Origin of the sequence: Methylobacterium crusticola (genome assembly GCF_003574465.1) — a bacterium.
Lineage (GTDB): Bacteria > Pseudomonadota > Alphaproteobacteria > Rhizobiales > Beijerinckiaceae > Methylobacterium > Methylobacterium crusticola.
Genome location: NZ_QOWC01000203.1, coordinates 1 through 15,120 on the forward strand (window position 1 = coordinate 1; position 15,120 = coordinate 15,120).

The 15,120-nt window shown below is 72.9% G+C and carries 11 protein-coding genes; 4 read left to right on the forward strand and 7 right to left on the reverse strand.

Annotated features, from left to right (window positions below; genetic code table 11):
* The coding region (locus DT057_RS30015; RefSeq protein WP_128565725.1) for a 2Fe-2S iron-sulfur cluster-binding protein at positions 1-295 on the forward strand (295 nt) is incomplete at its 5' end.
* A gap of 5 nt (positions 296-300) precedes the next feature.
* Here the strand turns inward: DT057_RS30015 and DT057_RS30020 are convergent.
* The 7 genes from DT057_RS30020 to DT057_RS30050 all read right to left on the reverse strand — a co-directional run bounded on the left by DT057_RS30020 (position 301) and on the right by DT057_RS30050 (position 12,587).
* Positions 301-2,586, reverse strand: a complete 2,286-nt coding sequence (locus tag DT057_RS30020) for an NADP-dependent malic enzyme (protein ID WP_128565726.1) — start codon at positions 2,584-2,586, stop codon at positions 301-303.
* 251 nt (positions 2,587-2,837) lie between these two features.
* Positions 2,838-4,706 (reverse strand): dihydrolipoyl dehydrogenase, encoded by a 1,869-nt coding sequence (lpdA, locus tag DT057_RS30025; protein ID WP_128565727.1) that lies wholly within the window; start codon positions 4,704-4,706, stop codon positions 2,838-2,840.
* Between the two features lie 38 nt (positions 4,707-4,744).
* The gene (gene aceF, locus DT057_RS30030; RefSeq protein WP_269152987.1) at positions 4,745-6,175 is read right to left on the reverse strand and encodes a dihydrolipoyllysine-residue acetyltransferase; all 1,431 of its coding nucleotides are present in this window, start codon (positions 6,173-6,175) and stop codon (positions 4,745-4,747) included.
* A gap of 161 nt (positions 6,176-6,336) precedes the next feature.
* The gene (gene aceE / locus DT057_RS30035) at positions 6,337-8,994 is read right to left on the reverse strand and encodes a pyruvate dehydrogenase (acetyl-transferring), homodimeric type (protein WP_128565729.1); all 2,658 of its coding nucleotides are present in this window, start codon (positions 8,992-8,994) and stop codon (positions 6,337-6,339) included.
* 299 nt (positions 8,995-9,293) lie between these two features.
* Positions 9,294-9,560, reverse strand: coding sequence for a DUF6489 family protein (locus DT057_RS30040; RefSeq protein ID WP_128565730.1), 267 nt, complete (start codon positions 9,558-9,560; stop codon positions 9,294-9,296).
* 114 nt (positions 9,561-9,674) lie between these two features.
* Positions 9,675-11,399: a PHA/PHB synthase family protein gene (locus tag DT057_RS30045; RefSeq protein WP_128565731.1), complete on the reverse strand. Its 1,725-nt coding sequence runs from the start codon at positions 11,397-11,399 to the stop codon at positions 9,675-9,677.
* 264 nt (positions 11,400-11,663) lie between these two features.
* Positions 11,664-12,587, reverse strand: a complete 924-nt coding sequence (locus DT057_RS30050; RefSeq protein WP_128565732.1) for a LysR family transcriptional regulator — start codon at positions 12,585-12,587, stop codon at positions 11,664-11,666.
* Positions 12,588-12,707: 120 nt separating this feature from the next.
* Here DT057_RS30050 and DT057_RS30055 point away from each other — a divergent pair, with 120 nt between their 5' ends.
* From DT057_RS30055 to DT057_RS30065, 3 genes are all read left to right on the forward strand, one after another.
* Positions 12,708-13,634: a ring-cleaving dioxygenase gene (locus tag DT057_RS30055; protein WP_128565733.1), complete on the forward strand. Its 927-nt coding sequence runs from the start codon at positions 12,708-12,710 to the stop codon at positions 13,632-13,634.
* A 74-nt stretch (positions 13,635-13,708) separates the two neighbouring features.
* Complete coding sequence (locus DT057_RS30060; protein ID WP_128565734.1) at positions 13,709-14,356, forward strand: alpha/beta hydrolase; 648 nt, start codon at positions 13,709-13,711, stop codon at positions 14,354-14,356.
* A 134-nt stretch (positions 14,357-14,490) separates the two neighbouring features.
* Entirely contained in the window at positions 14,491-15,078 is a 588-nt protein-coding gene (locus DT057_RS30065; protein WP_128565735.1) for a pyridoxamine 5'-phosphate oxidase family protein, read from the forward strand.
* Positions 15,079-15,120: the final 42 nt, after the last annotated feature.

The window sequence follows — 15,120 nt, forward strand, 5'->3', positions numbered from 1 at the left end:
GGCCGCGGCCGCCCCGGCGGCGCGCGCCACCGTGATCACCGACGGCATCGCCACCGAGGTGCCGGTCGCCGAGGGCGAGGCCGTGCTCGACGCCGCGATCCGGGCCGGGCTCGACCTGCCGTTCTCGTGCCGGGGCGGCATGTGCTGCACCTGCCGCGCCAAGGTGGTGGACGGCGCGGTCGAGATGGCGGTGAACTACTCCCTCGAGCCCTGGGAGGTCGAGGCCGGGTTCGTACTCACCTGCCAGGCCCGGCCCGTCACGGGCCGGGTGACGGTAGATTTCGACCAGGTCTGACCGCCTCAGCGGCCCCCGTCCGCCCGCGCCCCGGCCGCCACCGCGGTCACCGCCGTCATGTTGACGATGCCCCGCACCGTGGTGGTGTGGGTCAGGATGTGGACGGGCTTGGCCGCGCCGAGCAGGATCGGCCCGACGCTGATGCCCTGGCCGGCCACCACCTTGAGGGCGTTGAGGGTGATGTTGGCCGCGTCGAGGTTCGGCATCACCAGGAGGTTCGCCTCGCCGGTCAGGCGCGATTCCGGGAAGACCCGGTCGAGGAGCGGCCGGCTGAGGGCCGCGTCGGCCTGCATCTCGCCCTCGACCTCGAGGTCGGGCGCCCGGGCGGTGATGAGCGCGAGGGCGTCCCGCATCTTGGCCGCCGACGCGTTGCGGGCGGTGCCGAAGCTCGAATGCGACACGAGGGCGACCCGCGGGGTCTGGCCGAAGCGGCGCATCTCGGCCGCCGCGAGCAGGGTCATCCCGGCCACCTCCTCGGCGCTCGGGTCGAGGTGGATGTAGGGGTCGCAGATGAACAGCGTGTGCCGCGGCAGTTGCAGCAGGCTCATCGCCGTCAGGGTCCGGACCTCGGGGGCGCGGCCGATGACCTCGCGCACGTGGCGCAGGTGGCTGTGGTAGGAGCCGTAGCCGCCGCAGAGGAGCCCGTCGGCCCGGCCGAGCTGGAGCAGCATGGCGCCGACGAGGGTCGGGTTGCGCCGCGCCTCGGCCCGGGCCACCTCCCGGGACAGGCCGTGGCGCTTGCGCAGGGCGTAGTAGCCCTCCGCCGCCTCGGCCTGGAAGGCCTCGTCGTCGGGACTCTGCACGTCGACGTCCCGGCCGGTCTCGATGCGCAGGCCGAGGGCCCGCATCTTCTGTGAGATCATCTCGGGCCGCCCGACCAGCAGGGGCCGGGCCAGCCCCTCGTCCACCACCACCTGGGCGGCGCGCAGGATGCGGTCGTCCTCGCCCTCCGCGTAGGCGATGCGGGCGCGGCCCGCCTCGCTCGCCGCGGCGAAGACGGGCTGCATCACGGTGCCGGAGGTGTAGACCAGGCGCTCGAGGGAGCGGCGGTAGGTCTCGACGTCAAGGAGCGGCCGGGTCGCGACGCCGCTCTCGGTCGCCGCCAGCGCCACCGCCGGGGCGACCCGGGTGATCAGCCGCGGGTCGAAGGGCCGGGGGATCAGGTAGTCCGGCCCGAAGGCGATCTCCTGCGTGCCGTAGGCCGCCGTGACCACGTCCGATTGCTCGGCGCGGGCGAGCTCCGCGATCGCCCGGACGGCGGCGAGCTTCATCGCCTCGTTGATCGTGGTGGCGCCGACGTCGAGCGCGCCCCGGAAGATGAACGGGAAGCACAGGACGTTGTTGACCTGGTTCGGGTAGTCCGAGCGGCCGGTGGCGATGATCGCGTCGGGACGCACGGCCCTGGCGGCCTCGGGCCGGATCTCGGGCTCGGGGTTGGCCAGCGCCAGGATCAGGGGCTTCTCGGCCATGCCCTCGACCATCCCGGGCGTCAGCGCGCCGGCGGCCGAGAGGCCGAGGAAGATGTCGGCGCCCGGCACCGCGTCCGCCAGGGTGCGGGCCTCGGTCGCCCGGGCGTATTGCGCCTTCTGCGGGTCGAGGTTGTTGCGCCCCTCGTAGATGACGCCGCGGCTGTCCGTGACGAGGACGTTCTCCTTGCGCAGCCCCAGGCCCACGAGCAGGTTGAGGCAGGCGATGGCGGCCGCGCCGGCGCCCGAGCACACGACGCGCACCGCCTCGATGCGCTTGCCCACCACCTCGAGGCCGTTGAGGATGGCGGCCGCCGCGATGATGGCGGTGCCGTGCTGGTCGTCGTGGAAGACCGGGATCTTCATGCGCTCCCGCAGGCGCGTCTCGATCTCGAAGCACTCCGGCGCCTTGATGTCCTCGAGGTTGATGCCCCCGAAGGTCGGCTCCAGGCTCGCGATGATGTCGACGAGCTTGTCGGGATCGGTCTCGTCGATCTCGATGTCGAACACGTCGATGCCGGCGAACTTGCGGAACAGGCAGCCCTTGCCCTCCATCACGGGCTTGCCGGCGAGGGCCCCGATGTTGCCGAGGCCCAGCACCGCGGTGCCGTTCGAGATCACCGCCACGAGGTTGCCGCGGGAGGTCAGCTCCGAGGCCAGGGCCGGGTCCTTCTCGATGGCGAGGCAGGCCGCGGCGACGCCCGGCGAGTAGGCGAGCGCGAGGTCGCGCTGGGTCGTCATGTCCTTGGTCGGCAGGACCGCTATCTTCCCGGGCGTCGGGAAGCGATGATAGTCGAGGGCGGCCTTCACCAGTTGCTCGTCCACGGCGTTCCTCCTCGGGGTGTCGTTGGCGTGCGCCACCCCCGGGGCGTGGCCCGGGGGCGCGACCGGTTCTCGCCGATCCGGCGCGGGGCCGGTTCGGCACGGTAGACCGCTGGTGTGTCTCGTCGATCCCACCTGCGACCGGGCCCGTGCGGGCGGGCGCCCCGGCCGGCGCCGGGACCGCCCTTCCGTCGCCCGCGCCGGCGCGGGCCCGGCGCAGGCCGGGCCGTCGCGCTCAGCGCGCCCGCCTCGGTTCAGTGCGCCTTCTTCTTGGGCATGTAGAGGTCCGTGATGGTGCCCTCGAAGGCCTCGGCCGCCATGCCCACCGTCTCCGACAGGGTCGGGTGGGGATGGATGGTGAGCCCGATATCCTCGGCGTCGGCCCCCATCTCGATGGCGAGCCCGGCCTCGGCGATGAGGTCGCCGGCCGAGGGCCCGACGATGCCGCAGCCGACGATGCGGTCGGTCTCCTCGTCGAACAGCACCTTGGTGAGGCCCTCGTCGCGGCCGAGGGAGAGCGAGCGCCCGCTCGCCGCCCACGGGAACACGCCCTTGCCGACCTTGATGCCCTTGGCCTTGGCCTCGTTCTCGGTGAGGCCGACCCAGGCCACCTCGGGGTCGGTGTAGGCGACGGAGGGGATCACCTTGGCGTCGAAGAAGCTGTTCTGGCCCGAGGCCGTCTCGGCCGCGACCTTGCCCTCGTGCGTCGCCTTGTGGGCCAGCATCGGCTGGCCGACCACGTCCCCGATGGCGAAGATGTGGGGCACGTTGGTGCGCATCTGGCGGTCGACCGGGATGAAGCCGCGCTCGTCCACGATCACGCCGGCGGCGTCCGCCCCGATCAGCCGGCCGTTCGGGCGCCGCCCGACCGAGACCAGGATCTTGTCGAACGTGTCGGTCGCCGGCGCCGAGCCGCCCTCGAAGGTCACCTTCAGGCCCTCCGGGGTCGCCTCGACGTTCGTGACCTTGGCCTTGAGGTGGATCGCCTCGTACTGCTTGCTGATCCGCTTCATCAGGGGCGTGACGATGTCCTTGTCGGCGCCCGGGATGATCTGGTCCATCAGCTCGACGATGGTCACCTTCGCGCCGAGCGCGTGGTAGACGGTCGCCATCTCGAGCCCGATGATGCCCCCGCCGATGACGAGCAGGCGCCCCGGGATGCCGTCGAGTTCGAGCGCACCCGTGGAATCGATCACCCGCGGGTCGTCGTGGGGGATGAACGGCATCCGGATGGGCTCCGAGCCCGCCGCGACGATGGCCCGCTCGAACCCGATGACGCGCCGCGCGCCCTCGTGCTCCACCTCGATCTGGTGCGGGCTGACGAAGCGGGCGGTCCCGGTGACGACCGTCACCTTGCGCTGCTTGGCCAGCCCCCCGAGGCCGCCGGTCAGGCGCTTGACCACGCCCTCCTTCCAGGTGCGGAGCTTGTCGATGTCGATCTGGGGCGCCGCGAAGCTGATGCCGTGCGCCGCCATGGCGTGGCTCTCGTCGATGACCTTGGCGGCGTGCAGCAGCGCCTTCGAGGGGATGCAGCCGACGTTGAGGCAGACCCCGCCGAGGATCGGCCAGCGCTCGACCAGCACCACCTTCTTGCCGAGGTCGGCGGCCCGGAACGCCGCCGTGTAGCCCCCCGGCCCGGCGCCGAGCACCAGAACCTCCGCGCGCATCTCCTCGCCGGGGACCGGGGCGGCGGCCCTCGGGGCCGCGGCCGCCGCGGCCCCGCTCCCGCCCGCCGTGGCCGGGGAGCCGTAGCCGGCCTGGCCCTCGCCCGGCGCGTGCGCGGGCGCGCCCCCGGCGGCCGCAGTCCCGGAAGCCGCCCTGGAGGCCTGCGCCACCGGCGCGGCCTTCTCGCCGATCTCGGGCTTGGGCGCGCCGGTGGCGGCGGCCGCGCCCTCGAGGCGCAGGATCAGGTCCCCTTGCGTGACCTTGTCCCCCGGCTTGATCGTCACCTCCGCCACGGTGCCGGAGACCGGGGAGGGGACGTCCATCGTCGCCTTGTCGGATTCGAGGACGATCAGGGTGTCGTCCACCCCGATCCGGTCCCCGGGCTTGACGTTCACCTCGATCACCGGGACGTCCTTGAAGTCGCCGATGTCGGGCAGCCGGACTTCGTTCGTGCTCATCGCGTCACCTCGTTGGGCTGGAAGGTCGTCCGTGTCCGTCAGACGACGAGGCGCCGGACATCCTCCAGGACGTGGGCGAGGTGGCGGGTGAAGCGCGCCGCGAGGGCGCCGTCGATCACGCGGTGATCGTACGAGACCGAGAGCGGGAGCATCAGCCGCGGCTTGAACTCGGACCCGTCCCAGACCGGCGCCATCTTCGAGCGCACGACGCCCAGGATGGCGACCTCCGGCGCGTTGACGAGGGGCGTGAAGCCGGTGCCGCCGATGCCGCCGAGCGACGAGATCGTGAAGCTCGCGCCCTGCATGTCGGCGCTGCCGAGCTTGCCGTCGCGGGCCTTCTTCGAGAGCGAGCCGAGCTCCTGGCTGATCTCGACGATGCCCTTGCGGTCGGCGTCCTTGACGACCGGCACCACGAGGCCGTCCGGCGTGTCGACCGCGACGCCGACGTTGTAGTAGCGCTTGAGGATCAGCGCGTCCTTCTCCGGGTTCAGCGAGGCGTTGAACTCGGGGTGCTGGCGCAGGGCCGAGACCGAGGCCTTGATCAGGAAGGCCAGCAGCGTGACCCGGTAGCCCTTCTCCTTGCCGGCGGTGTCGAGCTCCTTGCGGTAGGCGTCGGTCTCGGTGATGTCGGCCTCGTCCTGGTGGGTGACGAGCGGGACGTTGAGCCAGGCCCGGTGCAGGTGGGGGCCGGAGATCTTCTTGATCCGCGGCAGCGGGCGGACCTCGGTCGGCCCGAACTTCGTGAAGTCGACCGCCGGGATCTCCGGGATGCCCATGCCGCCGGACGCCATCACGGCGCCCCCGGCCGCCGGGGCCGCCGCGCGGGTGAGCGTGCCCTTCACGTCCTCCTTGGTGACGCGGCCCTTCTCGCCGGTGCCCTTGACGGCGGTGAGGTCGATCCCGAGTTCGCGGGCGAGCCGGCGCACCGCCGGGCTGGCGTGGACCTGCGAGAAGTCCGGAATGCTCGAGGCCGCGGGCGCCGGCGCCGGGGCGCTCGGCGCGGCCGGGTCCGGCTCCTGCTTGCGCATCAGGGCCGCGGTGTCGGCGGCGGGCGCCGGGGCCGGGGCCGGGGCCGGGGACTGGGCCGGGGCAGGGGCCTGGGCCGCGGCGCCGTTCGCCTTGGCTTCGCCCTCGCCCTTGAGCAGCAGGAGCGGCGTGCCCTCGCTGACCTTGTCGCCGAGCTTGATCAGGACCTTCTCGACCACGCCCGCCGACGGCGAGGGCACCTCCATGGTGGCCTTGTCGGATTCGAGCGAGACCAGCGGGTCGTCCGGCCCGATGGAATCGCCCTCCTTCACGTGGATCTCGATGATCGGGATCTCCTTGAAGTCGCCGATATCGGGAATCTTGACCTCGATCGACACAGCGTTCTCTCCCTCGAATGCGGAAATCGGCTTGAAAGGCGGGCGACGGGACGCCGGGAGAGGATCGAACCCCTGTCCCGGACCGGGACGTGGCGGGGCCGGCATCCCCGGGCTCCCGCGGGCCGCGCCCGGGGCGAGGCCGCGCGCCCGGTGCCGGCGCGCGGGCGCCCCGGCGCGCTCCCGCCGCGGTCGGAGGGGATCCGCGGTCCCGTGGCGGACCCGGGTTCCCGCCGGGGGAGCCGGGCCCGGCGCGGGGGATCCCCCGGTCACACGGTCCAGGGTGCCGGGCGCTCCGGGTCGAGCCCGTAGGCGGCGATCGCCTCCGCGACCTTGGCGGCCGGGACCTTGCCGTCCTCGGCCAGGCTCTTGAGCGCCGCCACCGCGACCCAGTGCCGGTTCACCTCGAAGAAGTCGCGCAGGCGCACCCGGTAGTCGGAGCGGCCGAAGCCGTCCGTCCCGAGCACGCGGTAGCGGCCCGGCACCCAGGTGCGGATCTGGTCGGCGAAGAGGCGCATGTAGTCGGTGGCGGCGATCACCGGGCCGCCGCGTCCCTCGAGGCAGGCCTCGACGTGGGACTTCCGCGGCGCCTCGGTCGGGTGGAGCATGTTCCAGCGCTCCGCCGCCATGGCGTCGCGGCGCAGTTCGGTGAAGCTCGGGCAGCTCCAGATGTCGGCGCTCACGCCGAAATCCCGCTCCAGCAGCTCGGCCCCGGCGATCACCTCGCGCAGGATCGTGCCCGAGCCCAGGAGCTGGACCCTCGGGCCGCTCCCGGTCCGGCCCTCCCGGAACAGGTACATGCCCTTGAGGATCCCGGCCTCGGCGCCCTCCGGCATGCCGGGATGCTCGTAGTTCTCGTTCATCACCGTGAGGTAGTAGAAGACGTCCTCCTGCTCGGCGTACATCCGACGCAGGCCGTCCTGCACGATCACCGCCACCTCGTACGAGAAGGTCGGGTCGTAGGAGACGCAGTTCGGGATGGTCGACGAGAACAGGTGGCTGTGGCCGTCCTCGTGCTGGAGCCCCTCGCCGTTGAGCGTGGTGCGCCCGGCCGTGCCGCCGATGAGGAAGCCCCGCGCCCGCATGTCGCCCGCCGCCCAGGCGAGGTCGCCGACGCGCTGGAAGCCGAACATCGAGTAGTAGATGTAGAACGGGATCGTCGGCGCGTCGGAGTGCGAGTAGGAGGTCGCGGCCGCGACCCACGAGGACATGGCGCCGGCCTCGTTGATGCCCTCCTGGAGCATCTGCCCCTTCTCGTCCTCCCGGTAGTACATGAGCTGGTTGGCATCCTCCGGCCGGTAGAGCTGGCCGACCTGGCTGAAGATGCCGAACTGCCGGAACATGCCCTCCATGCCGAAGGTCCGGCTCTCGTCGGGCACGATCGGCACGATGCGGTTGCCGATGTTCTTGTCGCGCAGGAGCGTGTTCAGCACCCGCACGAACGCCATGGTGGTGGAGATCTCGCGGCCGGCGGTCTCCTTGAGCTGGGCCGCGAAGGCCGAGAGCGGCGGCACCTCCAGCGCCTGTGACTTGCGCCGCCGGGCCGGCAGCGGGCCGCCGAGGGCCTCGCGGCGCGCCTTGAGGTAGCGGTGCTCGGGGCTGCCCTCGGGGAAGCGGATGAACGGGATCTCGGTGAGCTGCTCGTCGGTGAGGTCGATCTGGAAGCGGTCGCGGAACTGCTTGAGCACCGCCTCGCCCATCTTCTTCTGCTGATGGGTGATGTTCTGGCCCTCGCCGGCCTCGCCCATGCCGTAGCCCTTGACGGTCTTGGCGAGGATCAGGGTCGGCTGGCCCTTGTGCTTCATGGCCGCGCTGTAGGCGGCGAAGACCTTGCTCGGGTCGTGGCCGCCGCGGGTCAGCCGCCAGATGTCGTCGTCGCTCCAGCCCGCCACCAGGGCCGCGGTCTCCGGGTACTTCCCGAAGAAGTGCGCGCGGATGTAGGCGCCGTTCTTCGACTTGAAGTCCTGGTACTCGCCGTCGACGCACTCCTCCATCAGGCGCGCCAGCATGCCCGAGGCGTCGCGCGCCAGGAGCGCGTCCCAGCCGGACCCCCACAGGACCTTGACGACGTTCCAGCCGGCGCCGCGGAAGTTCGCCTCGAGCTCCTGGACGATCTTGCCGTTGCCGCGCACCGGCCCGTCGAGGCGCTGGAGGTTGCAGTTGATGACGAAGACGAGGTTGTCGAGCTTCTCGCGGCTGGCGAGGGAGATCGCGCCGAGGGATTCCGGCTCGTCCATCTCGCCGTCGCCCATGAAGGCCCAGACCTTGCGGCCGTCGGTGTGGGCGAGCCCGCGGTGGTGCAGGTAGCGCAGGTAGCGGGCCTGGTAGATCGCCATCAGGGGGCCGAGGCCCATCGAGACGGTGGGGAACTGCCAGAAATCCGGCATCAGCCAGGGATGGGGATAGGACGACAGGCCCTTGCCGCCGACCTCCTGGCGGAAGCTGAAGAGTTGCTCCTCGGTGAGGCGCCCCTCCAGGAAGGCGCGGGCGTAGATGCCGGGCGAGGAATGGCCCTGGACGTAGATCAGGTCGCCGCCGTGCTCCGGGCCGGCGCCGCGCCAGAAATGCATGAAGCCGGTGTCGTAGAGCGTCGCGGCGGACTGGAAGCTCGCGATGTGGCCGCCGAGCTCGGACGAGTCCTTGTTGGCCCGCAGGATGATCGCGATGGCGTTCCAGCGGATCGCCGAGCGGATGCGGTGCTCGATCGCCCGGTCGCCCGGGTGGGGGTCCTGCCTGTCGACCGGGATCGTGTTCAGGTAGGCGGTGTTGGCCGAGTAGGGGACCGGCGCGCCCTTCTTGCGGGCCCCCTCGATCACCTGCTCGATGAGGAAGTGCGCCCGGTCGGGTCCCTCGACCTCCAGCACCCCGTCGAGCGAGTCGAGCCATTCCTGGGTCTCGACCGGGTCGAGATCGCGACTGCGTTCCACGTCATCCTCCCGTGTGGTCGTGTCGATCGGCACGGCCGTTCTGCCCCGCCGTCAGCACCTTTCGTGCCACGGTTCAGGCTAGTAACTTTGCAAGAGACCGCAAGGGTTTAATCGCGCAGGCCGGAAATCTGTGCGTCCGGATCCCCGCACCCCGGACCCCGCTCCGGTCCGGACTTCCGCAACCGCGCGGGCGCGCGTCCGCCCGCATTCCGGGCGAGGGCCCGCCCGTCCCGGCCGGACCGGGCCCGCATCAGGAGATAGGGGCCGCGCCTGCGGCCGCAACCGCGGGCGCGGCCGCCCTACTCGGGCTTCGCCGCCGGCGGGGACCCGCCGCCGAAGCCCTGCTGGAACATCTTCATGAACATGCCCTGCATCTGCTCGGCGTTCTGGGGAAACAGCGAGAACCAGCTGCGCATGATGGTGTCGGGCGAGAAGCGGTCCATCTCGGCCAGCATCCGCCGCTCGACCTCGGCCAGCACGGCCTCCTGCATGGGCTCCACGTTGGGGAGCCCGACGAACTGGCGGGCCTCCAGGGGGGTGCAGTCGACTTCGACGCGGAATTTCATGGACGCCTTCCCATCTCGGGCCCCGGCCGGAGCTTAGACGCCGGCCGGGACCCCGTGCGAGCCCGTTTCGCGGCATCGCCCCCCGGAACCCGGATGAATCCCGCTCCGTCCCCATCAATCGGCGTTCACCCGGACGTAGCGGCCCGGCGCCGGCTCGATCGGCCCGAAACCGGCGCCGCCGAGCTCCCGGGGCGCCGGCACGCGGCCGCTCGAGAGGTTCCCGATCCACGCCGCCCAGTCCGGCCACCAGCTCCCGCGGGTCTCCTCGGCCGTGGCCAGCCACGCCTCGGGGTCGGCGGGGCGCTCGGCGTTGAGCCAGTGGCTGCGCCGGTTGCGGGAGGCCGGGTTGATCACGCCCGCGATGTGGCCGCTCGCCGCGAGCACGAAGCGCACCGGGCCGCCCACGAGGCCGGTGGTGCCGTAGGCGGTGCGCCAGGGCACGATGTGGTCCTCCCGGGCCGCCAGGAGGTAGACCGGCACGCTGATGCGCGAGAGGTCGACCGGCGTGCCGGCCTGCACGGTCCGGCCCGGCTCCCGGATCGCGTTCTCCAGGTAGGCGTGGCGGACGTACCAGCAGTACATCGGCCCGGGCAGGTTCACCGCGTCGGCGTTCCAGTACAGGAGGTCGAAGGCGTCCGGCGTCGCTCCCTTGAGGTAGTTGTTGACGACGTAGTTCCAGATCAGGTCGTTCGCCCGCAGGGTCGAGAAGATGAAGGCGAGCTCCTTGCCGGCGAGCAGGCCGCCCCGCCCGATGAGCATCTCGCGGCTCGACACGTAGGCCTCGTCCACCATGATGCCGATGTCGCCGGTGTCGGCGAAGTCCAGCATGGTGGTGAGGAGCGTGAGGCTGGCGAGGTCGTCGCGGCCGCGCCCCGCCAGCACCGCCGCCGTGCAGCCGAGCAGCGTGCCCCCGACGCAGAAGCCGAGCGCGTGGGTGCGGCGGGCACCGGCCACGGCCCGCACCACGTCGAGGGCCCGGATCACGCCCTCCTCGATGTAGTCGTCCCAGGACAGGCGGTCCTGGTCGGGACCCGGATTGCGCCAGGACATCAGGAACACCGCCTGGCCCTGGTCGAGGGCGTAGCGCACGAAGGAATTGTCCGGGCCGAGGTCGAGGACGTAGAACTTGTTGATGCAGGGCGGCACGACGAGGAGGGGGGTCGCCTCGACCTCCTCGGTGCGCGGCCGGTAGTGGATGAGCTGGAAGATCTCGTTCTCGAACACGACGGCGCCCGGCGTGACCGCGAGGTTGACGCCGACCTCGAACGCCGCCTCGTCGGTCATCGAGATCCGGCCCTTGGCCACGTCCTCGATCAGGTTGTTGAGGCCGGTCGTCAGGCTCTCGCACCGGGTCTCGATCGCCCGGGCGATCACCTCCGGGTTCGTGGCCGGAAAGTTCGACGGGCTCATCGCGTCGGTGTACTGGCGGGCGTAGAAGCGCAGGCGGATCCGGGTCTTCTCGTCCACCTGCGCGGTCTCGACGAAGTCGTGCAGGTACTTGGCGCTGCTGAGGTAGGCCTGCTTGATGAGGTGATAGTAGCTGTCGTTCCAGCCGGGCGCCTTGAAGCGCCGGTCGGTCGGGGCCGGGGTGACGGCGGCATTCCAGGTGTCGACGGTGTGGTGCAGCGCGTCGGTCCACATCCTGCCGACCTGCTCGAGGTAGGCCTGCTGCAGGGCCGTCATCTGGACGAAGGGCTCGGCGAGGTTCCCGGGCCAGCCGGTCCCGGGCATCGGCGTGCCGGAGGCGACCGTCTTGCCGAACTGGTCGAGCACGCTCCGGCTCGCCGCCATGAAGCTCTGCAGGGTGTCGTGGGCGTTGGACGCAGCCGCACTGGTCATCGAACCCTCCGGACCGACGTGGATGGATGGTCGCGCGTTTCCTCGTGGGCGCTCGTCGCGAGCTCTCGTCCGTCCCGGCGCCCTTCCCGCCATGCAGAGGCATTCACGGGTCTTTGTAAAGCCACAATCCGCGCCGGGGTTTCAGGCGCTCCCGCGGCTTTCCGCGGGCGGCGCTTCGCGGCGGCGCTTTGCTGCGGGGCTTGCCGCGAGAGGCGGCGCCTCCACCCCGGCCGGCGCCGCCTGAGCGCAACCCCGGGGCGGCGCTCAGGCGGCGCCGCGCGCGGCCCAGGGGGCCGCGGCGAGGTGCTGCTCCAGGTGGCCGATCAGCGCCGAGACCCGGGCCGGCCGCAGGGCGCCGGGCGGCATCACGAGGTTGAGGGCGACGGGCGGCGGGCTCCAGTCCGGCATCACCCGCTCGAGCCGCCCGGCCCGCAGGTCGTCCCAGGCCAGGAAATCGGGCTGCACCGCGAGGCCGAGCCCGGCCCGCAGCGCCGGCGTCAGCGCGTCGGCGTTGTTGGCCCGCAGGCGCCCGGCCGGGGTGATCACGGCCTGGGCACCCGCCGCCGTGGCGAAGTGCCAGCGCTCGGGGTTCGGCAGGTAGGCGTAGCCGAGGCAGACGTGGCCGGCGAGGTCGCGGGGGTGCTCGGGCCGGCCGTGGCGGGCGAGGTAGGCGGGCGCCGCCACGAGGGAGCGGCCCACCGCGCAGAGGCGGCGCACCCGCAGGCTCGAATCCGCCAGGGCGGCGATGCGCAGGCCGAGGTCGAACCCGCCGCCGACGAGGTCCACCAGGGCGTCGCTGAGGTGCAGGTCGACCGCCACCTCCGGGTGGGCCGCGAGGAAGCCTGGCAGGAGCGGGGCCACGTGCGCGAGGCCGAACGACATCGGGGCCGCGAGCCGCACGAGCCCCCGGGGCGCCCCGGCCTCGGCCGTCGCCTCGGCCTCCGCCGCCACGCCCGCCGCCAGGATGCGGGCGGCGCCGTCGAGGGCGGCGCGGCCGGCCTCCGTCAGGGCGAGGCGGCGCGAGGTGCGGTGCAGCAGGCTCGTGCCGAGCCGTGCCTCGAGCCGGGCCACCGCCTTCGACACCGTGGCTTTCGAGAGGCCGAGATCGGCGGCGGCGCGCGAGAACGTGGCGGATTGCGCCACCCGGGCGAAGATGGCCCAGGCCTCGAAGTCGGGCAGCGGCGTCATGACGGCAAATTCCGAAACGATGAGTTTCGATTGTTTCTATTTTTCGCCGAGCGGGCAATCCCTAGATTGCCTGCAACGAAAGGGGCCACCGTCGCGGCCCCGGCGAGGAGGGTCTTCCCGATGTCATTCACCGGCCTTCACCACGTCACGGCGATCTCCGGCCCGGCCCGGGCCAACCTCGACTTCTACACCCGCGTGCTCGGCCTGCGCCTGGTCAAGAAGACCGTCAACTTCGACGATCCCGGCACCTACCACCTCTATTACGGCGACGAGGCCGGGGCGCCCGGCACCATCCTGACCTTCTTCCCTTGGGAGAATGCCGGGTCCGGGCGGGTCGGCGTCGGTCAGGCCGAGGAGACGGCGTTCCGCGTCCCGGAGGGCTCCATCGGCTACTGGACCCACCGCCTGGTGGCGGCCGGCGTGCCCTTCGAGGCGCCGGCCCGGGTGTTCGGCGAGACGGTGCTGCCGTTCCGCGACCGCGACGGGATGCGTCTCGCGCTCGTCGGCGTCGCCGGGGCGGAGGCCGAGGCGGCCTACGCGGGCGGCGAGGTGCCGGCCGAGCACGCGGTCCGGGGCTTCCACGGCGTCACCCTGATGCTGCGGGAGGCCGGCCCGACCGCCGCAATCCTGACCGGGGTGATGGGCCTGCGGGAGGTCGCCCGGGAGGGGGCGCTCGCCCGCTTCCGCGGCGAGGCCGCCCTCGGGGCCTTCGTGACCCTGCGGGCCGTCGGCGACTTCCTGCCGGGCCGGCAGGGTGTCGGGTCGGTCCACCACGTCGCGTTCCGGGCCGCCGACGACGCGGCCCAGGCCGCGATGGGCGAGCGCGCGGCCGCGCTCGGCCTCCACGTGACCGAGCAGCGCGACCGCAACTACTTCCGGTCGATCTACTTCCGCGAGCCCGGCGGCGTGCTGTTCGAAATCGCCACGGATGCGCCCGGCTTCGCCGCCGACGAGCCGGCGGCCTCCCTGGGCGAGGCCCTGAAGCTGCCCGCTTTCCTCGAGCCGCACCGGGCCGAGATCGAGCGCGTGCTGCCGGCCCTGGCCTGAAGCGCGGGCGGCCTCAGACCGAAGGGGGCGGCGCCGAGAAGCCGCCCCCGCATCCCCCCAGACGGAGCCCTGCCATGCCCGCCCTCTCCTTCACCCACCGGTTCGAGCCGGCCGCCGCGGCCGGGACCGCGCCGCTCCTCCTCCTGCACGGCACCGGGGGCGACGAGGCCGACCTCCTGCCCCTCGGTCGCGCCTTGTCGCCCGGCGCGGCCCTGCTCTCGCCCCGCGGGCCGGTCGTCGAGAACGGCATGCCGCGCTTCTTCCGCCGCCTCGCGGAGGGCGTGTTCGACGAGGACGACCTGCGCCGGCGCGCCGGCGCGCTCGCGGGCTTCGTCGCCGAGGCGCGGGCGGCCTACGGGATCGGCGCGCCGGTCGCGGTCGGCTTCTCGAACGGCGCCAACATCGCGGCGGCCCTGCTGCTGCTCCATCCCGGCAGCCTCGCCGGCGCGGTCCTGCTGCGCGCCATGGTGCCCCTCGCCGAGCCGCCGCACGTCCGCCTCGCGGGCGAGCCCGTGCTGATCCTCTCGGGCCGCACGGACCCGGTCGTGCCGGCCGCCAACGCCGCGCGGCTCGCCGCGCAGCTGCGCGCGGCGGGCGCCGCCGTCACCCACGAGACCCTGCTCGCCGGGCACGGGCTCACGCCGGGCGACCTCGTGCGGGCCCGGGCCTGGCTCGACGAGGCGCGGCATGACGACGGCGCCGCGGCGCCGATCGTTGCGTGATCCGGAAGACTGAGTGCCGCGGCGGCGCGCTTCTGCCGCCCGGCGCCTCAGCCTACCTGACGGGGGACGGCGCCGGGTTGGGCGGCCGTCGCGACGCCGGCCGCCCCGCGGGGCGGCCGGGACGGAGGCCGGCCATGCGACGCTTCTTCGACATCCTGTTCACCCCGTCGGTGCGGGCGAGCCAGGCCCGCCACGGCTCGCCCTACCCCGATCCGGCGCAGCTCGCCGACGCGCCCCGGACCGACGCGCACCTGAGCGAGCGCGAGGCGGCGTTCCTGGCCGAACGCGACAGCGTCTACCTGGCGAGCGTCTCGGAGACGGGCTGGCCCTACATCCAGCACCGGGGCGGGCCGCCCGGCTTCCTGCGGGTGCTCGACCCCGACACCCTCGCCTGGGCGGAGTTCGCCGGCAACCGGCAGTACCTCACCGCCGGCAACGTCGCGGCCGACGACCGGGTGTCCCTGTTCGCCATGGACTACGCGGCGCGCCGCCGCCTCAAGCTGATCGGGCACCTCTCCTTCCACGAGGCGGCGGAGCGGCCCGACCTCGCGGAGGCGGTGGGCGTCGCGCCCTACCGGGCGCGGGTCGAGCGCGTCGCCGTGCTGCGCGTCGCGGGGTTCGACTGGAACTGCCCGCAGCACATCACGCCGCGCTTCACCGCGCCCGAGATCGAGGCGGCGATGCGCCGGGCCCGCCCGGAGGCCGCGGCGGCCCCGGGCTGAGGCCGCGCGGGCGGCGCACCGCGCCCGGCGAGGCCGGCCGCC